At 68.9% G+C, this 20073-nt stretch carries 21 protein-coding genes and 1 pseudogene; 14 read left to right on the top strand and 8 right to left on the bottom strand.

The window, feature by feature from the left end; genetic code table 11:
• Nucleotides 1–95 precede the first annotated feature (95 nt).
• Nucleotides 96–1013 (top strand): winged helix-turn-helix domain-containing protein, encoded by a 918-nt coding sequence (locus AB0D34_RS24440; RefSeq protein ID WP_362664694.1) that lies wholly within the window; start codon nt 96–98, stop codon nt 1011–1013.
• A gap of 35 nt (nt 1014–1048) precedes the next feature.
• On the opposite strand, the gene AB0D34_RS24435 is transcribed toward AB0D34_RS24440, so the two are convergent.
• Nucleotides 1049–1237, bottom strand: coding sequence for a hypothetical protein (locus AB0D34_RS24435; RefSeq protein ID WP_053851924.1), 189 nt, complete (start codon nt 1235–1237; stop codon nt 1049–1051).
• A gap of 166 nt (nt 1238–1403) precedes the next feature.
• Here AB0D34_RS24435 and AB0D34_RS24430 point away from each other — a divergent pair, with 166 nt between their 5' ends.
• The 7 genes from AB0D34_RS24430 (at nt 1404) to AB0D34_RS24400 (ending at nt 10189) form a co-directional block, all read left to right on the top strand.
• Entirely contained in the window at nt 1404–2285 is an 882-nt protein-coding gene (locus AB0D34_RS24430) for a GntR family transcriptional regulator (protein ID WP_362664692.1), read from the top strand.
• Complete coding sequence (locus tag AB0D34_RS24425; RefSeq protein ID WP_362664690.1) at nt 2234–3013, top strand: HAD family hydrolase; 780 nt, start codon at nt 2234–2236, stop codon at nt 3011–3013. The genes AB0D34_RS24430 and AB0D34_RS24425 overlap by 52 nt, the downstream gene beginning before the upstream one ends.
• A gap of 208 nt (nt 3014–3221) precedes the next feature.
• Nucleotides 3222–4118, top strand: coding sequence for a GntR family transcriptional regulator (locus AB0D34_RS24420; RefSeq protein WP_362664689.1), 897 nt, complete (start codon nt 3222–3224; stop codon nt 4116–4118).
• A gap of 119 nt (nt 4119–4237) precedes the next feature.
• Nucleotides 4238–6469: an aminoglycoside phosphotransferase family protein gene (locus tag AB0D34_RS24415; protein WP_362664687.1), complete on the top strand. Its 2232-nt coding sequence runs from the start codon at nt 4238–4240 to the stop codon at nt 6467–6469.
• Nucleotides 6470–6555: 86 nt separating this feature from the next.
• The gene (locus tag AB0D34_RS24410) at nt 6556–7443 is read left to right on the top strand and encodes a hypothetical protein (RefSeq protein WP_362664685.1); all 888 of its coding nucleotides are present in this window, start codon (nt 6556–6558) and stop codon (nt 7441–7443) included.
• A 38-nt stretch (nt 7444–7481) separates the two neighbouring features.
• Nucleotides 7482–8090 carry a TetR family transcriptional regulator gene (locus AB0D34_RS24405; RefSeq protein ID WP_362664683.1) on the top strand — a complete coding sequence of 203 codons (609 nt, stop codon included), beginning with the start codon at nt 7482–7484 and terminating at the stop codon, nt 8088–8090.
• A gap of 56 nt (nt 8091–8146) precedes the next feature.
• Entirely contained in the window at nt 8147–10189 is a 2043-nt protein-coding gene (locus AB0D34_RS24400; RefSeq protein WP_362664681.1) for an AAA family ATPase, read from the top strand.
• 27 nt (nt 10190–10216) lie between these two features.
• Here AB0D34_RS24400 and AB0D34_RS24395 read toward each other — a convergent pair whose 3' ends face one another.
• Complete coding sequence (locus tag AB0D34_RS24395; protein ID WP_362664679.1) at nt 10217–11062, bottom strand: nitroreductase/quinone reductase family protein; 846 nt, start codon at nt 11060–11062, stop codon at nt 10217–10219.
• A gap of 157 nt (nt 11063–11219) precedes the next feature.
• Here AB0D34_RS24395 and AB0D34_RS24390 point away from each other — a divergent pair, with 157 nt between their 5' ends.
• From AB0D34_RS24390 to AB0D34_RS24380, 3 genes and pseudogenes are all read left to right on the top strand, one after another.
• Nucleotides 11220–11843 (top strand): RraA family protein, encoded by a 624-nt coding sequence (locus AB0D34_RS24390; protein WP_362664677.1) that lies wholly within the window; start codon nt 11220–11222, stop codon nt 11841–11843.
• A gap of 16 nt (nt 11844–11859) precedes the next feature.
• Entirely contained in the window at nt 11860–12351 is a 492-nt protein-coding gene (locus tag AB0D34_RS24385; RefSeq protein ID WP_362664839.1) for an HAD domain-containing protein, read from the top strand.
• A 52-nt stretch (nt 12352–12403) separates the two neighbouring features.
• Nucleotides 12404–13123: pseudogene (locus AB0D34_RS24380) on the top strand (class I SAM-dependent methyltransferase); the annotation flags it as partial.
• Nucleotides 13124–13248: 125 nt separating this feature from the next.
• Here AB0D34_RS24380 and AB0D34_RS24375 read toward each other — a convergent pair.
• From AB0D34_RS24375 to AB0D34_RS24360, 4 genes are all read right to left on the bottom strand, one after another.
• Complete coding sequence (locus AB0D34_RS24375) at nt 13249–13764, bottom strand: lamin tail domain-containing protein (RefSeq protein WP_362664675.1); 516 nt, start codon at nt 13762–13764, stop codon at nt 13249–13251.
• Between the two features lie 439 nt (nt 13765–14203).
• Nucleotides 14204–14296: a hypothetical protein gene (locus AB0D34_RS24370; protein WP_362664673.1), complete on the bottom strand. Its 93-nt coding sequence runs from the start codon at nt 14294–14296 to the stop codon at nt 14204–14206.
• Between the two features lie 179 nt (nt 14297–14475).
• Nucleotides 14476–14808: a hypothetical protein gene (locus AB0D34_RS24365; RefSeq protein WP_362664671.1), complete on the bottom strand. Its 333-nt coding sequence runs from the start codon at nt 14806–14808 to the stop codon at nt 14476–14478.
• Nucleotides 14809–14822: 14 nt separating this feature from the next.
• Nucleotides 14823–15092, bottom strand: a complete 270-nt coding sequence (locus tag AB0D34_RS24360; RefSeq protein ID WP_362664669.1) for a hypothetical protein — start codon at nt 15090–15092, stop codon at nt 14823–14825.
• A gap of 168 nt (nt 15093–15260) precedes the next feature.
• On the opposite strand from AB0D34_RS24360, the gene AB0D34_RS24355 reads away from it, so the two are divergent.
• From AB0D34_RS24355 to AB0D34_RS24345, 3 genes are all read left to right on the top strand, one after another.
• On the top strand, nt 15261–15794 hold the full coding sequence (locus AB0D34_RS24355; RefSeq protein ID WP_362664667.1) for a helix-turn-helix domain-containing protein: 534 nt from the start codon (nt 15261–15263) through the stop codon (nt 15792–15794).
• Nucleotides 15795–15886: 92 nt separating this feature from the next.
• Nucleotides 15887–16567, top strand: a complete 681-nt coding sequence (locus AB0D34_RS24350; RefSeq protein WP_362664665.1) for a hypothetical protein — start codon at nt 15887–15889, stop codon at nt 16565–16567.
• 144 nt (nt 16568–16711) lie between these two features.
• Nucleotides 16712–17050, top strand: coding sequence for a DUF2516 family protein (locus tag AB0D34_RS24345; RefSeq protein WP_030318102.1), 339 nt, complete (start codon nt 16712–16714; stop codon nt 17048–17050).
• A 59-nt stretch (nt 17051–17109) separates the two neighbouring features.
• Here AB0D34_RS24345 and AB0D34_RS24340 read toward each other — a convergent pair whose 3' ends face one another.
• Nucleotides 17110–18411 carry a fused response regulator/phosphatase gene (locus AB0D34_RS24340; protein WP_362664663.1) on the bottom strand — a complete coding sequence of 434 codons (1302 nt, stop codon included), beginning with the start codon at nt 18409–18411 and terminating at the stop codon, nt 17110–17112.
• A 296-nt stretch (nt 18412–18707) separates the two neighbouring features.
• Nucleotides 18708–19787, bottom strand: a complete 1080-nt coding sequence (locus AB0D34_RS24335) for a C40 family peptidase (protein WP_362664661.1) — start codon at nt 19785–19787, stop codon at nt 18708–18710.
• Nucleotides 19788–20073 lie beyond the last annotated feature (286 nt).

Here is a 20073-nt window from a genome sequence, read left to right as displayed (position 1 = left end):
GTTGGCGACCAACTTCACTGTACTTATCTCCGCTTGGATGCGGCTCATAACCACCTTCCAGTGAACTGCCCAAAGATGGCGGGAAGTTGTAGTGTTTGGCCGTGGACCCCCAACACGCCTCCGTCAATGGGCGGAAGAGGTCACAGCGGCCACAGACGTCACATCAAGAGGTGGCCGACGAGCTCCGCGCCCGGATCCGGTCCGGCAGGCTGCGGGCAGGTCAGCGCATGCCCACACAGGCGAGGCTGGCCGACGAGTTCGGGGTGGAGCGCGGGGTCGTACGCCAGGCGCTGCACGTCCTGCAGGCGGAACACCTGCTCACCAACGTGTCCAAGGGAAGCCCGGCGACCGTAGCCCCCGACCTGGGCGCCGGCCTGGCGCTCCACGGCCCCGGAGCCGCGCCCCAGCCCACCACGGTCGCCCTCGGCCCCCGTATCGCCTCCGCGTTCGCGGCCCCGCACGTCGAGATAGACGCCCTGTGCCTGACGTCGGTCTCCCTCAACCTCGCCATCGGCGAGGGGCTGCGACAGATCCACGCCGGACGACTGAATCCGGCCAAGGTCGACGTCCGCGTCCTGCTGCCCGGCCGGGACATCGACCTCGCCTTCCCGGTGCCGGTCGAGGGCCGTGACGGCGACGGCCCGGTCCACGAGCGCTGGCTGGCCCAGCGCAACGCGCAGGGACAGGTCCTCAAGCACAACCTGCTGGCGCTGCGCGCCACGCACGGCATCGACGTACACGTCTCCTTCCGCGCCCTGCCCTTCACGCCACCGGTGAAGCTGTACCTCCTCAACGGCACGGAGGCGCTGTTCGCGTACTACACGCTGACGCGCCGCAAGGCGGAGATCGACCACGAGCACCTGGAGCTGTACGACTCCGAGGGCACCCAGTCGATGCTGTTCGCCTTCGAGCAGGGCGCCGGACTGCGGGACACGACCTTCGTGGAACAGTCCCACCTGTGGTTCAACGCACTGTGGGAGACGATCAGTTCGGAGTTGGAACTCACGAACTGACGTCTCCCACGGAGGTTGGTCAGGACGCTCTCGGGTCACAGGGCCGGTCCCGCGACCAGCAGGGCGAGGACGACGGCCCCCGTCGAACTGATCGCGGGGTTCTTGGCCTTGATACCGATGGTGAGCAGAAGCATCCCGATGATGCCGCTGGCGCCGTACTTCCACTGCAAGGTCTGCTCGACGCCGACTACGAAGACGGCGGAGAGGAGGGCGAGGGCCGGCATGTTGGTTCCCCCTTCGGGCTTCCGGGCGGGCGGGGCGGGCGTGGAGGCAAAACTTCCGCCAACTCAACCAAGTTGGCAACCAACTCTGACTATGTTGTCCCCGCTTGGTGGCGGTTGATAAACAACTTCGCAACAACTCCCCATAGATGGATTGGAGTTGTAACGTTTGGTCGTGACCCAGGAGAACGTGGCAGTGAACGGCAGCAGAAGGCTCTCGCCCCAGGAAATCGCCGACACCCTGCGGGAACGCATCCGCGTGGGCGATCTCAAGGCAGGCGACCGCCTCCCCACCCAGGCCGAACTCGCGGAGGAGTTCGGAGTGGAGCGGGGCGCGGTGCGCCAAGCCCTGCGCGCGCTGCAGGAGGACGGGTTGCTGAGCAATGTGAGCAAGGGCAGCCCCCCGCGGATCGCGGAACGCGTGCCCGCACTGTCGGGCGAACCCCAGCCCACGATGGTCGGCCTGGCCCCCCGCCTCACGGAGGCGTTCTCCAGCCCGCACGTGCGCATCGACGCGGCTTGCCTGACGGCGGAGTCGTTGATGGTGGCGCTGGGTGAACCGCTCCGCCTCATCCACGAAGGCACGCTCCACCCCGACTCGATCGACGTCCGCATTCTCCTGCCGTCCCGGGACATCACCCTGGCCTTCCCGGTCCCGGTGGAGGCCCCCGACGACGACAACCCGGTCCACCAACGCTGGCTGACCCAGCGCAACGCCCAGGGCCACGTCCTGCGCCACAACCTCCAGGCCCTGCGCTCCTCGCACGGCATCGACGTCAACGTCAGGTTCAGGGCGCTGCCGTTCACGCCGCCGGTGAAGCTGTATCTGCTCAACGACGCCGAGGCCTTGATCGCGTATTACATGGTCACGCGCCGGGAGGAACTCTCCGACAGCGGAATGCTCGACATGTACGACGTCCTGGGCACCGAGTCGCTCCTCTTCTCCTTCGAGAAGGGCGCCGCCGAACGCGACGCCGCGTTCGTGGAGCAATCGCAGAAGTGGTTCGACGCCCTCTGGGAAACCATCACGACGGACCTGACACTCTCCTAGTGACTCCTGAGACGACGCACACTGGACCGGTGGCAACAGAGACAGCACGACTGGCATCACTTGTCACCTCCGCCCGGTACGTGCTCTGGGACATGGACGGACCGATCTGCCAGTTCTTCGCGGGGTATCCGGCGCACGAGATAGCCGGACAACTGGTCGGGAAGATCGACGCGTTGGGCATGGGCGCCTTGTTGAGTGCGCAGGAACGATCCAGCGATGACCCCCACGACATCCTGGGGGGAGTGAACGAACGACGCCGGGGGAGCGATCTGATCCTCGAGCTGGAGGAGTGGCTGACCGGGCGGGAACTCGAAGCCGTGCCCAAGGCGATGCCGACCGCCTACGCGGACGGGCTCATCAGGACATGGTGGGCCCTCGGAGCCAGGTTCGCGATCACGACCAACAATTCCGGCCGAGCGGCCGCGGCCTATATCGAGAGCCGCGGGCTTGCGGACTGCTTCCCGTACGTCTACGGCCGCACACAGAACCTCGATCTGATGAAGCCGAACCCGTACTGCCTGGAGGAGGCCATCAAGGCCATGGGCGCCGTTCCCTCGGCCACTCTCATGATCGGCGACACTCCCACGGACCTCCAGGCCGCACGGCAGGCCGGGGTCGCGTTCCTGGGCTACGCGCGTAATGAGCGCAAGGAGCAGATCCTGACGGACGCCGGCGCCGAGGTCATCGTGAACTCGATGGAGCAGGTGTTGGACGTTCTTCGCAGGTAACCGGTCCACCATGCCCTCCACCCCCCGTCCACTTCGATGTAGTTGATCGATTAGCGGTCCAATTGGACTGGTTCTCTTGAAACTGGATGTGCCCTGGACGCTTGATCGACTAACCAACCTTCAAAAATTGGGTAGTTGGTAAGGCGAGATTGACTGCCTGTGGACTGAAAGTGGTTTGCGTGGCCGGTGGGGGAGGTACGGTCGCGGTGTGAGCGACGAACGCGGCAAGGGAGCCACCATCCTGGCGACGCTGCGGTCCAGGATCTCCGATGGCGAGTACCGGCCGGGCTACAACCTGCCTGCTCAGCGCGCGTTGGCCGCTGAATTCGACGTCTCGCGCGACACGATTCAGCGTGTGCTGGAGGAGCTCAAGACCGAAGGCTGGATCGAATCCCGCCAGGGCAGCGGCTCGAAGGTCCGTGCGACGCTCCCCATCCATGTGAGGCCCCAGGCGAAGGTGGCTCCCGGCCGCATAGCGCTGGGGCCTTTCGTCGCCCGCGCCTTCGCCCAGCCGGTTGTGGAGCTCGACGTCTTCACCTTCACCTCGGAGAGCCTCGACACCCACATGCGAGTGCAGGCCGAGGAGATCCGCAGCGGGCTGAGCCGCGCGCCTGAACGCATCGCGCTCCGGATACTGCTGCCCTCCGACGAGATCGAGCTGCCCTATCCGCGGGCCAGGGTGTCGCAGGGCTCGTCAGCCGACGACATCAAGGAATTGGACCGGATCCTTCAGGCCCGTACCCGGGAGATCATCCGACGGCACACCTCGTCCCTGCGCAATGCCCTGCGTAATCTCAAGACGGACGGACTGGTGGACGAAGTAGAGGTGAACGTCCGTGAGGTGCCCTTGGTCCCCACGCACAAGTTGTATCTGCGGCGCGGCGTCGAGGGTCTTCTAGGCCCTTACAAGATCGTGGAGCGCACGATCCTGATGGACGACGACACCGAGATCGACGCCTGGGACGTCCTGGGGCTGGGCTCGACCTTGATACGGCTCGCTCGTGACGAGGGTGATCCCCATGCCGCCGGATCTGTGTTCATGCAGAGCTGGCAGGAGTGGTTCGACTCGTTGTGGCAGCGCTATGAAGTGAAACAAATGAGTTAAGTAGGTATCGACTGGGTAGCCTACTTCGAATCACCCGCCTGACGGGGCTCTCGGGTACTACAGTGTGGTCCCTCTGTTGCTGCGCATGAAAATCGGAGGCGCTGCATAGTTGCTCAGGAGTGCCCGTGGGTGGTCCAACCGGGCCCGCCACCGCGTTTGCGGGGCGGGCGGCCCGCGAGGCGCTTGGTGAGCTGGTGTCTCACGCGAAGAGCGCGGGGCGGCTGACCCGGGGCCACCACAACCTGAACTACATCGTCCCGCTCCCGTCCGGGCTTGGTTCGTCGGCGGACCACAGGTTCGTCATGGTGCGTGAGCGTCAGCGTTCCGCCTTGCCTGTCGTGATCCGTACCTGGCAGGACGAGGCGGAGATCCTCAAGGCGATCGGCGGCACCCTTCCGCATGTACCGCGGTGCCTGCTGAAGTACGGCGATGTCGCGCTCATGAGTTACGTGGACGGCGTGCCGCTGTCGAGCGTCTGTCCCAACGGCAAGCCGGTGGACCAGCATCTGGTCAGAGCCCTCGCTGAACTGCTGGCGGACATGACACAGGTCGGCCGGAAGGAGCTGCCGCCGCTGCCGCAGTCCTGGCCCCGGTCCAGCCGCGACAGCCGGGCCTTTCTGCGCACGTTGGCCCTGGCCACCGAGACACAGGTCCGTCAGCGCAACTGGCACAGGTTCGGTGGGCTGTTCGCCATGCTGGGCATCCCCGAGGACGCCATGGTGCGCTTCGCGGAACGGGTGCCCGCGCTCATCAGCCGCCCTTTCAGCCTCCTCCACACGGACCTGCACCGCGACAATGTCATCGTGTCGTACGAAGCCGGCCCCCCGTTGATCTGCGTGGACTGGGAGCTGGCGACCTACGGCGACCCTTTGCACGATCTCGCGACCCACCTGGTGCGCATGCGCTACCCCGGGGGGCAGTGGGACGAGGCGGTCGACGCGTGGCGTTCGGCAATGATGGTGCGGCGCCCCAAAGCCGTGAACGGCCTGGAGCGCGACCTGCGGCACTATGTCGCCTTCGAACGTGCCCAGTCGGTCTATCCGGACGTGATGCGTGCCGCGACATCGCTGGGCGAATCGTTCGACCAGAGGGATCTGGACGCCGCGACCGAGGCGGTGTACTGGGCGCTGCAATCGGCCGAGGAGCCCCTACGGCTGAAGAACGTCCCGGACGAGAAGGCCATCGAGCGCATTCTCTTCCGCTGGAACGGGTCCCACGGCAAGCGCCACAGCCGCGACCGCGTGGTTTCGTCGATCGTCTGGGAGCGTGATCGTCGGGTCCCCGAGCATCCGAAGTTCCCCGCTTCAGCGGTGCAGGAGGCGCTCTTCGAGGAGGGGGCGGCCTCGGCTGACCGGGTGTTCAAGGGGACAGCGCACCTCAGCACCGCAGTGCGGGTGGCAGACGTGCCATATCCGGTGATGGTACGGCGCAAGCTGGGAGTCGGCATTTCCCGGGAGCGCCGGTTCCTGAACGAACACGTGGTGCTACGGGCTATCGAGGACTCGAATGTGGCGGTCCGCGCCCCGCGTGTACTGGCGTTGGGGACCAGTGGATTCGGAGATCAGTTCACCATCCACTCCTTCGAGGGGCCGGCAGGGGAGATCAAGTCTCCCGATCACCCCGTGGGCGGGCTTCTGCCGCACGAGGCGGACGACCTGGTCAACCAGTTCCATGCCCTCACACAGGTCGACTGCGCAAAGCTGACGGATGACTCGTACACACCGGCCGTGGGGTTTCACGAGCAACTGTGCCGTGAACTGATCCGGATGGTGTCCGACCTGCCGAAGGAGACGCTTCAGCTGGCGGGGCAACTCGGGCTTCCGACAAGCATTTTCCGCCTCGAACAGATCCTCCGTCGGCACATGGTGACCCCTCGCCGTGCCGTACTTCTGCACGGCGACCTCAATCCGTGGAACATGATCCGTCGCGAGGACGGTACGGGGCTGACCCTCATCGACTGGGAAATGGCGATGGTGGGGGACCCCCTGTACGACCTGGTCCGCCACATGCACCTGACGCCGACTCTTCCCGAGATTCGAACGCGCCTGTTCGACCGGTGGGAACAGCTGCTGCCGGAGGACTGCACAAGAGGCTGGCGCCGCGACTGGCGCGTCTACCGCTGGATGGAAATGGTTCGCTCCGCCTACGTGGACCTCGATCGGCTGGTGACCCGGGACAGCCTCGAAGCCCCCAACGTCAGCCGCGCCGTGGACACCTACGCGATGACCCTGACCGCGGCGACCGCGACGCTGGGCCTGAGAACCAAGTCGACGACCAACCCCTACCTCGCGCTCGCGCTGCCGCACGTGGATCGGGAGAGGGCGTCGGCCGGGGCCCAGCACGGGATGTGACGGGGAAGGCGACGCCTGCTTGCTCTCGCGCTGCCGCACGGAGACCATGGTGGGCGGGGCGGTCTCAGACGGGGGAGGGGCTGCGGATGTCCGGTGGCGGGGGCTGGCTGCCCGAAGAGAGTGTGGGCGAGCGGCTGAAGCGTTTCCTGACGCGCTATGAGTCCTTCGCCACGCGGCTGTTGCTGCTCAGCATCTTCGTCACAGGACTGATCGCACAGTTCGTGAAGCCTGTAGGGGAGGCCCTGGAAGGCAAGGCGTTCCTCGGAGGCGCGTTGCTCAGCCTGGTGGGTTACGTGCTCTACGACACCGTGAAGGAACTGGCTGCCTCGCTCCGGGCGCCGACGCGCACACAGGTGAAGTCGCGTGAGCTCGGAAGCTTCGTGACCGAGGCGTTCGATGCCAGGAACGTGGAGATCAGCTTCCTCGGGTATACGGGAGAGACGCTCTACAACGCGCTCTATCACCGGCTGGAGGGCTTCCTCGACGACCCGGGGCCGACAAGGCACGTCTCCATTCGCTTTCTGGTCCCGGACTTTCGACAGCCCATGATCGTCCCGTCCCGAGTGGGCGTGGACGGCGCACCGGTCGACGACGCGGACTTCCGCAAGCGCCTGGATCTGAAATGCCAGGAGTACTACCTGACGCTTTCCGCCATCGCGCAGCGGCTGACCTTGCTCGGGCGCGTGACAGCCGAATGCGAGTACCGCTTCTACCAGGGCATACCGCGCGACAAGGTGTGCATCTTCAACCGGGAGCTGGTGCTGCACGGCCTGTACGACGTCGTCGCCCGCACGATGGGTTTCGGCACCGATCCCGAGTACTACGACCCCAAGGGCTACCGGACCGACCTCAACGTCTGGTCCCGCAAGGACAGCGACGACGCCAAGGTCGCCGTCGCGACATGGAACAAGCACTTCGACGACCTGTGGGGCCTGGCCGACAGGCCGCCCTGGCACCGTAGTGCGGCGGCCTGAAACAGCTGAGGCCGAGCGCCGGTGGATACCCTCGCTGCATGGCTGAGATGGGGCTGCGCGAGCGCAAGAAGCGACAGACGTACGAGTCCGTGTCCGAGATCGCCATCCGCCTCTTCCTGGAGAAGGGCTTCGACGCCGTCTCCGTAGCCGAGGTCGCCGCCGCAGCCGAGATCTCCAAGCCGACCCTCTTCCGGTACTTCCCGGCGAAGGAGGACCTCGTCCTCCACCGGATCGCGGATCATGAGGACGAGGCCGCGCGGGTGGTGGCCGGGTCCGGCGAGCGGCCCGTCGCGGCCCTGCGGCGGCACTTTCTCGAGGGGCTGGAGCGCGAGGATCCCGTCACCGGGCTGAACGACCATCCCCAGGTCCTCGCCTTTCATCGGCTTCTCTACGGCACCCCCGCTCTCGTCGCCCGAGCCCACGGCCACCTGGAGCGCCAGGAGGCCGCGCTGGCCGAGGCGCTCGGGGGCGATCTCGACGCTCGGCTGGCCGCGGGACAGATCATCGCCGTGCGGCGGATCCTCGCGATGGAGAACTGGCGGAGGGTCTCGGCGGGGGAGCGCATCGAGGAGCTGCGGGCGGACGCGGTGGCCGCGGCCGAGCGGGGGTTCGGGATGTTGGCGGACGGGTTGCCGTGGCTCGCGTAAGTGAGAGTAGGTAATAAATTTAACTCGGTTACGTTTTTTCGCGTACGATCGTCCCCATGACGTCTGCCGACCCCGCACCCACCCCGGCCCTGAAAGAGTCCCTCCACCGCGAGCGCGTCCACCACGACCGCTGCCGTGCCGCCCTCGCCGCCATGGTCGACGGCGCCCAGGAACAGGTCGTCATCGGGGAGGACGTCTCCGCGTCCGGGGCCGACGCCGAAGTCCTCGGATACCAGTTGCGCAGCCAGGCCAAGGAGATGCGGGAGCTTCCCGAAGGGCCGTTGTTCTTCGGCAAGTTGGACTTCGACCGGGGGGAGCACGGCGGGCAGAGCTATCACCTCGGGCGGCTGCGGGTCACCGAGCACCCCGCCGCCCCGCCCCTCGTCGTCGACTGGCGTGCGCCCGTCTCCCGCGCCTTCTACCAGGCGAGCGCCCGCGATCCGCAGGGCGTCGCCGTGCGGCGGCGGTTCGGGTGGGCACCGGGGAGCAAGGGGGAGTCCGCCGACCTCACCGGGCTGGAGGACGAGCACCTGAGCAGGGGGGAGTCGGGGCCGAGCACCATCGTCACCCGTGAGATCGAGCGGCCCCGCGTCGGCCCCATGCGGGACATCGCCGCGACCATCCAGCCCGAGCAGGACGATCTCGTACGAGGCGACCTGACGGCGTCCGTCTGCGTGCAGGGCGCTCCCGGGACCGGCAAGACCGCCGTAGGGCTGCACCGGGCCGCCTATCTGCTGTACACCCATCCACAGCGGATGCGACGGGGCGGGCTCCTCGTCCTCGGGCCCAACCGGACCTTCCTCTCCTACATCTCCCAGGTGCTGCCGGCGCTCGGTGAGACCGGTGTGCGGCAGTCGACGCTCCATGACGAGATCGCCCGCCACCCGGTCACCGGCACCGACGCCCACCCCACCGCCGTCCTCAAGCACGACGCCCGGACGGCGGAACTGCTGCGCCGGGCGCTGTACGCGCGCGTGTCCACCGCGCGGGGCAACTCCCTGGAGTTCAAGGACGATTCGTACAGCTGGCGAGTCGGTGCCGGTGAACTCGCGCGGATCGTGGCGGACGTACGGCAGGAGGAACCGCCGTACGCGATCGGGCGGGAGCGGGTGCGCAGCCGGGTGATGCGCAGTGTGCAGTTGCAGGCAGAGCGGCGGTCCGGGCCGCGGAGCGGCGCGTGGGTGCAGCGGGTCTCGCGGTCCCGGGGGATGGGCGCCTTCCTCGACACCGTGTGGCCGAAGGTGCGGCCCGAGGAGATCGTGGCCGAACTCCTCACCGACCACGCCGCGTTGGCGGTCTTCGGCGACGGGCTCTTCGACGCCGACGAGCAGCGCGCCCTGCTGTGGGCCAGGCCGCCGCGGTCGTGGAAGTCGGCGCGGTGGTCGCCCGCCGATCTCGTGCTGCTCGACGAGGTCGCCGGGCTGATCGAACACCCCGAGGGGTACGGCCATCTCGTGGTCGACGAGGCCCAGGACCTGTCCGCGATGGAGTGCCGGGCGATCGCGCGCCGGGCCCGTTTCGGGTCGCTGACCGTGCTCGGGGACCTGGCCCAGGGGACCACGCCCTGGGCGGCCCGCTCCTGGCACACCGTCCTGCGCCATCTCGGCAAGCCGGACGCGGCCGTCGTACCGCTGACCGTCGGATTCCGGGTGCCGCGGGCCGTCGTCCAGCTCGCCAACCGGCTCCTCACCCGGCTGGACGTGGAGGTGCCGGCCGGACGATCCCTGCGTGGGGACGGGGAGTTGAGGATCAGCCCGACCTCCCCGGAGGCTCTGATGGACGCGGTCGTGGACGCCGTAAGGGACTCGCTCGGGTACGAGGGGTCGGTGGGGGTCGTCGCCGCGGACGCCGACGTCGAGCGGGTGCGGCGGGCCCTGGACGCGGCCGGGATCGCCACCGCCGGGCCGGACGAGCTCGGGGCGCGGGTGAGCGTCGTACCGGCCGGTGTGGTCAAGGGACTTGAGTACGACCATGTCGTGGCCGTCGAGCCCGCCGCGATCGCGGAGGCGGAGGAACGCGGGCTGCACCGGCTGTATGTCGTGCTGACCCGGGCGGTCTCGCGGCTGGAGGTGGTGCACGGGCGGCCGTTGCCGTTCTAGCGCGGCGGACGGCCGCCCGCGATCAGGTCAGCCTCCGTCGAGGAGCGGGATCAACTGCTCCTCCTCGTACGTCAGATGAGCCTCCAGCTCGGTCGTCAGACGGTCGACCTCCGCGCGCACGGATGCGGCGTCCTGGTGGTCGGCGAGTGCCTCACGCATCTTCTCCACCAGGGCCGCGATGTGTTCGTGCTCGGCGCGCAGGCGGTCGATGGCCTCGGCCGCCTCCGGGTGGCGGTCGGCGAGGAGCGGGAACATCGCCAGGTCCTCGCCGGTGTGGTGGTTGTGCAGGCCCTGGCAGAACGACAGGCAGTTGACGCGGAGTTGGGCGCCGAGGGTGGAGGCGCCGGTGGCCATCTCCTTGCGGATCAGGGCCAGTTCGCGGCGGAAGGCGTCATGGATGACCTTGATGGCCTCGCCCGGAGTCGAGGCGTTGATGTTCGGCGGGCCCGGGCGGGCGATCTCGTGCAGCGCGACCACGGGGATGAGCCGGTCCGTCTTCTCCTGGTAGGCCGCCCAGCCGCGGTCCGCCTCCACGGCCCGGGCGAAGGCCTGGTCCCGCTCCTCGCCGGTCAGGACGACGGCCTCGGCATCGTAGGTGAACACCCCGCTCTCCACCGTGACTTGGGGATGCGCTGTGAGGTTGCGGTACCAGTCGGGGTGGCGGGTCGAGCCGCCCGCCGAGGCGATCACGAGGATGCGGTCGCCGCCGTCGGGGAGGTAGCCGACGGGAGTGGTGTGCCGGGTGCCGGTTCGGGCGCCGGTGGTGGTGAGGAGGATCAGGCGGCCGCCCTCGAAGGGGCCGCCGACCTGGCCGTGGTGGGCACGGAACTCGTCGATGATCCGCTGGTTGAAGTCGTGGAAGGGGTTGGTCACTCTCTCTGCTCTCTCTGGTCTCCGGTCATGTCCTGGACGACTCGGAGAAAGCGGCGGGCCCCTGGCCCGCCCCGGCCTCACTCAGAGGCCGGGCACCCAACTCGCTCACGGCACAAGGCCGACCCGGCAGTCATGCCCGCACGGTAACGTCCTCGCAGTGATCGAGACCAACGATTTCTCGGACGTTCCCACGACCACCCTGGCCGATCTGCTCGGCCGTGACCACGTCATGGACATCGGGATCCGGCCGCTGTGGGGGCCGGTGCCGAGGGTCGCCGGACCAGCGTTCACCGTACGGTGCCCACCCGGCGACAATCTGATGCTGCACGCCGCGATCCACCGGGCACCGGCCGGATCGGTGATCGTCGTCGAGTCGGGAGACCTCGACTACGCGCTGGCCGGCGGGAACGTGTGCGCGGTCGCGCAGCGCCGTGGAATCGCCGGGTTCGTCGCCGACGGCCTGATCCGTGATCTCGCCGAGGTGCGGGAGGCCGACTTCCCCGTCTTCGCCCGAGGCGTCATCCCGATCCCGGGCACGAAGAAGGCCGTGGCGCCGCTGGGCGAGCAGGTGCGATGCGGAGGGGTGCGGGTCGAGGCCGGTGACGTGGTGGTCGCCGACGAGGAGGGGGTCGTGGCCGTCCCGGCCGCCCGCCGCGCCGACATCCTCACAGCCGCCCACGCCAAGCTGGCCAAGGAGGCCGCCGAGACACTCGACCAGTGGGAGGCGGCGCACCGGGAGCGGATCGACGAGATCCTCACGGCGGGCGGGTTCGAGGACTGAGCGCGCCTTGACCCCGGTGCTTCTCTTCCTCGACATCGACGGAACGCTGCTGCCGTTCGGGGGCGCCGGGCCGTATCCGGTGTACGGTCCGGCTTTCCCGCTCTCCCCGGAGGCCGTCGCCGGCCATCCGCTGCTGACCCGTGTCGACCCCCTGCTCGGCGCGCGCCTGCTGTCGCTCGGCTGCGAGCCGGTGTGGGCCACGACCTGGCTGGACGACGCCAACACCTGTCTGGCGCCCTGGCTCGGGCTGCCCCGGCTCCCGCTGGTGGAGTGGCCGGACGTGGATGACGACGGCGGCCCGCCCGGCCTGCACTGGAAGACCCGCCCCCTCGTCTCCTGGGCGGCCGGTCGGCCCTTCGTGTGGCTCGACGACCAGATCACCGACGCCGACCGGGTCTGGGTGGCCGCACACCACCCCGAACGCGCGCTTCTGTACCGGGTGGAGCACCAAGTGGGGCTCACCGAAGGGGACTTCGCGGCGCTGGAGGCGTGGCTCGCGGAGCGGTAGGGGAGCGATATCGGGTGGTCGGCCCGGCCTCCCTCCCCCTACCGTCGCCCGCATGGCCGACGAAGGGTTCACGCATCCGCGGCTTGCCGCGATCTACGACGCCCTCGATCCCGATCGTGGCGACCTGGACGCGTATCTCCGGATGGTGGAGGAGTTCGGGGCCCGGGAGGTGCTGGACGTCGGGTGCGGGACCGGGGTGTTCCCGCTGTTGCTGGCCGGGCGGGGGACCGGCGTCGTGGGTGTGGATCCCGCGCTCGCCTCTCTCGACGTGGCGCGGGCGAAGCCGGGGAGTGAGCGGGTGCGCTGGATCCATGGTGACGCGACCGAACTCCCGCCGCTGCGCGTCGACTTGGTGACCATGACGGCCAACGTCGCCCAGCACATCGTAGAAGCGGATGCCTGGCGGGAGACACTGCGGGGCGCGTATGCGGCGCTACGGCCCGGTGGGCGGCTGGTGTTCGAGACGCGGGACCCGGCGCGGCGGGCCTGGGAGGAGTGGAACCGGGACGCGTCGTACGCCGTGACGGATGTGCCCGGGGTGGGGGTGGTGGAGAGCTGGGTCGAAGTCACCGGTTTGGACCGGGAGTTGGTGTCGTTCCGGTGGACCTATGTGTTCGCGGCGGACGGTCAGGAGCTGACCTCGGACTCGACACTGCGCTTCCGGGAGCGGGCGGCGGTCGAGGCGGACCTGGCCGCGCAGGGGTTCGCGACGGAGGATGTACGGGATGCGCCGGACCGGCCGGGCAGGGAGCTGGTCTTCGTGGCGCGACGCCGCTGGCGATGTCACGCGCGCGGGCCCGCACCGACGGCACATGGCCCCGACCGGGCGAACCGGTCGGGGTCATGTGCCGCAACTCAGCGGTCAGCGTCACTCCGCGAGGTGGATGCGCGGACGGCTCATGCGCGCCTGTTGTCGTGCTGGCGGCCGTCGCGCTGGTGACCGCCGTGGTGGTGGCGGTCGCCCCAGGACTCGTCGTCGATGAAGCGGCCATGGTCGTTTCGCAGGGTCGCGGTGTCGGAGTAGTCGTCCCACACGTAGTTACGGCGGTCCTGGTACAGGTCGGTGGCGGTGTCGCGGCCCTCGCCGGTGTGGATGCGGACCGTGGCACGGCCCTCCAGGCGGTAGTGGTCGAACGTGTAGGTGCGGCCGTCCTTGTTCCGCAGGGTCCAGCCGTCGAGGTTGACCGTCCGGCGCGTGGTGTTGGTGAGCTCCACCCACTCCTTGTTCAGCGAACGCCGCGAGCGGTCGTCGCGTCCGGGCGAGTCGTACTGCACCGCGCTGATCTCCACCTTCGGACGGTCGGGCCGTCCGTGGTCGGCCGCCGAAGCCGGCAGTGCCACCGCCCCGACGAGCGCGGCGGCCGCGAGAGCCGCGGCGGAGATACGACGGGCGGTCACAGTGGAAGAAGACACAAAGCCCCCTGGTGCGGTATGCGGGTGGCGGCCGGTCGGCCGCGCCTTCACACCATGGCCGTTGTGTGCAGGTTGTGAAAGCAATGCGGGCGCTCCGTTACCGTTCGCCCATTTCGCTGTGATTCTCGCCTGTAACGTCCATTCATGTGACGTAGGCGGCAAGTTGACGCCTCGCCGGATCGACGGCCCTTCTGGGCACTGATCGATGGTCGCCGACCGCCAGGTCGCGCCACCCCGGCCCCGGTCGGGCCGTCACTGGAAAGTGAGTAACAGGATGTGGCTCTGTCTCGCCGGCGACGAGCCGGGCCACCGCGGTCCACCCGTGTGCCCCAGTGTCCAGGAGATGCGCAGGCCGGATGTCGCTGCTGCTCCCCGGTGAGGAATGGCCGGACGTGGGCCGCCAGGGAAGCCATCTGCTCGCCGGCCTCCAGTCAGATGGTCACCGAGGCTGCCAGCCGCCAGTGACCAGTGGCCAGGGCCGCAAGGTCCAGGTCAGCCCAACACGGCCGCCGGAACGGAAGACGGCCGACACTGTCAGGTCTCGGTCGTTGGTCTGTCAGCCCAGTTCGCCGTCCCATCCCCGGTAGTCCGCAGCGCTCGTTGACGCGAGCGGTCAGGCACGGGGCCCGCAGCTGGGCTCGTCGTCCGGGGAGGTCATGGGCGGAACGCCAGGCCGGCGTCGCGTTCGACGTCATCGGGATTCTCCCCATTTCAGGGCTGTGCCTCGCACTCGGCGGCGAACGCGTCGAGGAGCTCGAACAGGACCTTGATCGCGTGCTGCTCGTCCTCAGGCGGAAGGTTCCAGATGTCGTCCCAGCCGTTCGGGAGGGCGATGTGGAGGACCTGGCCGGGCCAGGCGTGGTTGCAGTCGCGTCCGCGACGGGCGACGAGCCAGTCGTGCCAGCCGGTGAGCCCCCGCCCGCCGTGCCGGAGAGCGTGCTGGTCGTAGCCGGTCAGGAACGCGGTCAGCATGTGGAAGGAGGTTTTGCCGACGAACATGCCGGGACGTCGGCCGACGCTGGCGAAGTACTCGCGCTCGGTCATTTCCGAGAGGGATTTCATGAGCCCGCCCCCTCGTGGTCTCCGGAGCCATCGTCCGGGGCTGGACCAAGCCTGCGGCGGGCCGCTTCCAGGCGATCGGCGTAGTCCCCTGCAAAGATCCCCGGTAGCGACTTGTCGAGCGTTCCGGCGATGCGGTGAAGGGGTGCCCAGACCACGGCATCGTCGACGAGACGGCCGAGGTCCGTCATCTGCACTCGCTCCAGCCAGTCCGACAGGACCAGCGCCTCGTCCGGGGTGAGTTTGATGATGATCTCCGGGTTTTCCACCGCTCGAACATAGTCCGTGGACTGTGCGTTGTCTGAGGTGCCTGGCACAGTGCCGCCGTGGAGATCGATTCCCTGTGGCGGCGGCCCCGGCGGGGCGTCGGAGTGGCGTGGCGCACTATTGCAAGCGGGTGCTTGCAATAGTTAGCGGAGGTGGGGCACAGTAGAGGCATGGCATCGCTCAACGTCGGCAATCTCGGTGAGTATCTGCGTGAACAGCGGCGCACCGCGCAGCTGTCGCTCAGGCAGCTCGCTGATGCCGCCGGGGTGTCCAATCCGTATCTGAGCCAGATCGAGCGCGGGCTGCGCAAGCCGAGCGCGGAGGTGTTGCAGCAGGTCGCAAAGGCCCTGCGGATCTCCGCCGAGACGCTGTACGTGCGGGCCGGCATCCTCGACGCCGAGCGGGACCGGGACGACGTGGAGACACGTGCGGTCATCCTCGCCGATCCCACGCTCAACGAGCGGCAGAAGCAGGTGCTGCTCCAGATCTACGAGTCCTTCCGCAAGGAGAACGGCTTCGAGATAGCCCCGCTCGACGCGGCTCCCGCGCAGAGCGAAGGTGCGGTGGATCCTCAGGGCGACGTCCAGGACGGCGACGAGGCCGGACCGGACGGTGACACCGCCGTACGAGACACCCTTAAGCCGCGCAGGACCCGCAAGAAGACCGACGGCAGCGACGCCGACCCGCAGCAGACGGCCAGTTGAGTTGAGGCACTGCTCGACCTCAGTCCGACCACGAGCCGACCGCGGGACCCCCAAAAAACCCTCAAAAGAAAGCGACCGGGAGGTCCATCACCATGGCCATCACCGACGACATCCGCAAGGCCGTCACCGACCCGACCCCGCTCTACTTCCTCGCCGGCGCCGGTGACCTGGCCCTCCAGGAGGCCAAGAAGGTGCCCGGACTGGTGGAGCAGCTGCGCGCCGAGGCGCCGGCCCGTATCGACGCGGTGCGCAGTACCGACCCGAAGGCGGTCCAGGAGAAGGCCCAGGCCCGTGCCAAGGAGGCCGGTGCCAGGGTCAAGGAGACGCAGGCGACTCTCCAGACCAAGGTCGGCGAGTTCATCACCAACCTGGACGGGGACGTCAAGAAGCTCGGCTCCACCATCGACGCGGACCTGAAGAAGCTCGGCGAGTCCGCCCAGGACCTCGCCCTGCGCGGTGTCGGCGTCGCCGCCGAGTACGCCGTCAAGGCCCGTGAGACCTACGAGAAGGTCGCCGAGCACGGCGAGCAGGCCGTGAAGACCTGGCGCGGCGAGGCGGCCGAGGAGATCGAGGAACTGGCGATCGCGGTCGAGCCGAACGCCGAGCCGGGCGACATCAAGGTCGAGACCCCGGCCCCGGCCGCGACCCCCGCCGCGAAGCCCGCCGAGGCCAAGGCCGCCGCCCCCGCCCCGGCCAAGAAGACGGCCCCCGCCGCCAAGAAGACCACGCCGCGCAAGCCCACGGCGAAGAAGACGACCCCGCCCGCCAAGTAAGGCATCGCGGGACGCTTCAGGACTCAGGGCCGGGCACTTACCGAGTGCCCGGCCCGTTCTGCGGGTAGCGGACTTGCGGGAACGGGTACGGTGACCGCGTAATCGCGAAATGACGAGCCGAGTCTGGTGGTGGACGTAGTGCTGATGCAGGGGTTCGCAGGCTTCATGTGGCTGCTGAGCATGGCCCTGATCGTTTTCAGCGGCTTCGCGCTCTTCGACGCCGCCATCCGTCGCGAGGACGCCTACCGCGCGGCCGACAAGAAGACCAAGCCCTTCTGGCTGATCATCCTCGGGCTCGCCTTCGTGGTGAACCTGATCTTCAACATCCTGTCGTTCCTGCCGATCATCGGCCTCATCGCGACGATCGTCTACATGGTCGACGTTCGCCCGGCGATCCGTGCGCTGCCGGGGGGCGGCCGCAGCGGGCGGGGCAGGGGTTCGAGCAGCGACGGTCCGTACGGGCCGTACAACGGCGGTCGCTAGAGGGGGCGCTCAGAGAGCGGCCCCCGAGACCTGAGCCCCGAACCCCGACTCCCCGACCGTCACCCTTCCCGGTCGAGCAACAGCACCGCCACGTCGTCCGCCAACTCGCCCCCGTTGAGCGACCGCACCTCGTTCACCGCGGCCCGCAGCAACGCCTCTCCGCGCAGCCCCTCCGCCAGCTGCCGCCGGATCAGGGACACCATCCCGTCCTGCCCCAGCCGCTCCCGCCCGCCACCGACATGCCCCTCGATCAGCCCGTCGGTGTAGAGCATCAGACTCCACTCGGCGCCCAGCTCCACCTGCATCCGGGGCCACCGGGCCCCCGGCAGCAGTCCCAGCGCTGGGCCGTTGTTGTCGTACGGCAGCAGCCGCGCGGGCCGACCCGGCCGGGCCACCAGCGGTGACGGATGCCCGGCGAGACACAGCCCCGCCCGACGCCCGTCCGGCGCTATGTCCACCGTGCACAGCGTCGCGAAGATCTCCTCGTCGGAGCGCTCGTGCTCCAGCACCTCCTGCAGCGTGCCGAGCAGCTCGTCCCCGCACAGCCCCGCCAGGGTCAGCGCCCGCCAGGCGATCCGCAGCTCCACGCCGAGCGCCGCCTCGTCGGGCCCGTGCCCGCAGACGTCGCCGATCATCGCGTGCACGGTCCCGTCGGGGGTCCGTACGACGTCGTAGAAGTCCCCGCCGAGCAGTGCCCGCGACCGGCCCGGCCGGTACCGCGCGGCGAACCGCAGCGACGAGCCCTCCAGCAGCGGGGTGGGCAGCAGCCCGCGCTCCAGGCGCCGGTTCTCCTGCGCCCGCACCCGTCCCTCGGCGAGCCTGCGCTCCGCCGTGTCGGAACGTTTCCGCTCCACCGCGTACCGGATCGCCCGGCTCAGCAGCCGCCCGTCCAGCTCGTCCCGGAACAGGTAGTCCTGGGCGCCCACCCGCACCGCCTCCGCCCCGCGCTCGGCGTCACCGGACGCGGTCAGCGCGAGGACGGCGTGCCGGGGCGCGAGCTCCAGGACGTGCCGGAGTACGGCGAGCTCGTCGTCGTCGGCGGTGCGGCCCGACCCGGGCAGCGCGAGGTCGAGCAGGATGCAGTGCACGTCGTCCGTGAGCAGCCGCTCCGCCTCGGTGAGGTTGCGGGCGGTGCGGACGCGCATCGGCTTGCCGGTCGGGTCCAGGAGTTCGGGGACGACCGTGGAGCCGCCGGGATCGTCCTCGATCACCAGCAGGGTCAGTGGGGTGGCGGCGTTGTTGTCGACCGTGGCTTCCTTGCGCGGGGTGACTTCCTTGGAGGGGCCGTCCTGGGGTGCGGCCTGCGCCTGACCACTCTCCACGGCCGGGATCGCTCGCTGCCGCGGTATGGGTACGGGCATGGTCTCGGATTCCTTCCCTCCCCCCGAGGGCACGGTGGACCGAGGGGTCTCGATCCACCGACGGGGACCATAGCGGGTGGTGGGGCGGGAAAGGAATGGTGTGCGACACGCCGCTTGGCCGGTCGCCAGTGTCATATGCCGCGTTCCGTACCGCAGTTGGACAGGTGACAGGTGTCGCGGGGATGACGAACGTCACGTTCGCGAAAGGTTTGCGGGGCAGTCAGGGGTGCCCCGGGTCACATGACCCAGGTCTCACACCGCTCCTCGACCTTCCTTGTACGGCAGTTCGCAAACCCTCACGCATCAGGCCGAACCACCCCGAGTATCGGCATCGATCCCGCACCCGCGAGCGTCACCGTCCGCCCCGGGCGCGGGGCGTGCACGATCGCGCCCTCGCCGACGTACATCGCGACATGGCTGGCGTCGTCGAAGTAGATGATCAGGTCCCCGGGCCGCATGTCCTTGATGTCGACGTGCTTGAGCTGCTTCCACTGCTCCTGCGAGGTGCGCGGGATGGGCTTGCCGGCGGCCGCCCAGGCCTGCGAGGTGAGTCCGGAGCAGTCGTAGGAGTCCGGGCCCTCGGCGCCCCATACATACGGCTTGCCGATCTGGGTCGTGGCGTAGTCCGCGGCGGTCTTCCCGGCCTCGCTCGCCTTGGCGTTGATCTCGGCGAGGATGCCGGAGTCCAGCCAGGCCGACTGCGCCTTGTGGGCTGCCTGTTCCTCCAGCTCGGCGAGCCGCTCGCGCTCCTTCTTCTCCAGTTGGGACTCGAGCTTCTCGGCCGCCGCGATCTGCTGCTCGACCTTCTTCTTGGCTGCCGCCTTCGCCTTGCGGCCCGCCTCCAACTTGCTCCACTGGGCGGAGGCGTCGGCGGCGTACTGCTTCAAATCCTGCTGGGTCCGGGTCAGTTCCGCGATCAGCGCCTTGGTGGCGCGCTGGCCCTGCAGGACGCGGCCGGTGCCGTCCAGGAACGCCTGTGGATCGTCGCTCAGCATCAGCCGGGCCTCGTCCGGCAGTCCGTTGGCGCGGTACTGGGCGGCGGCCGCGGCACCCGCGCGGGCCTTCAGCTTCGCCAGCTTCTCCTGACCCTTGACGATCTTCTTGGCCAGCGCGACGATCTGCGCCGACTGCTCCTCGGCCTTCTCCTCGGCGGCGTTGTAGGCGTCCGTGGCGACGGCCGCGTCGTGATAGAGCGCGTCGAGCTGTTGGCGTACGGCCTCGATGTCCTTGTTGGTCACGGTGCTCGGCGAGGCCGTGGGGGTCGGCGTCGGTGGCGGACTCGGAGCGGCGAACGCGGTGCCCGGTGCCGACAGCACGGCCACCGCGCCGATCACGGTCACGGCCGTGGCGATCAGACCGCGCTTGCCCGTCCCCATACCCTTGCCCCCAAAGCTGATTTACCGTCAGTAACTTACGGTGCTCGGGGGATCGTGCCATGTCACGGCCGAAAGCGACAGAGGCAGGCCTTCCCGGCGTATCCCCGCGCGTCCCGACGCTTGTTGGTGCTTCCCCCGCTCCCCGGCCCCCGAAGACGATCTCCCCGCCTCTGTGACGAACGACTCACGCAGATCGTTCCCCGCGGGCGGGACCCCTGGAGCGGTTCACCCGCGCGCCACACCGCAGTTCACACGCCAAGACCGCCCGTGGCGCTTACGCTCGCGC

This window comes from Streptomyces sp. NPDC048420, assembly GCF_040651535.1.
GTDB lineage: Bacteria > Actinomycetota > Actinomycetes > Streptomycetales > Streptomycetaceae > Streptomyces.
The sequence above is the reverse complement of the archived record's forward strand: the minus strand, read 5'-3'. Positions and strand labels throughout refer to the sequence as shown.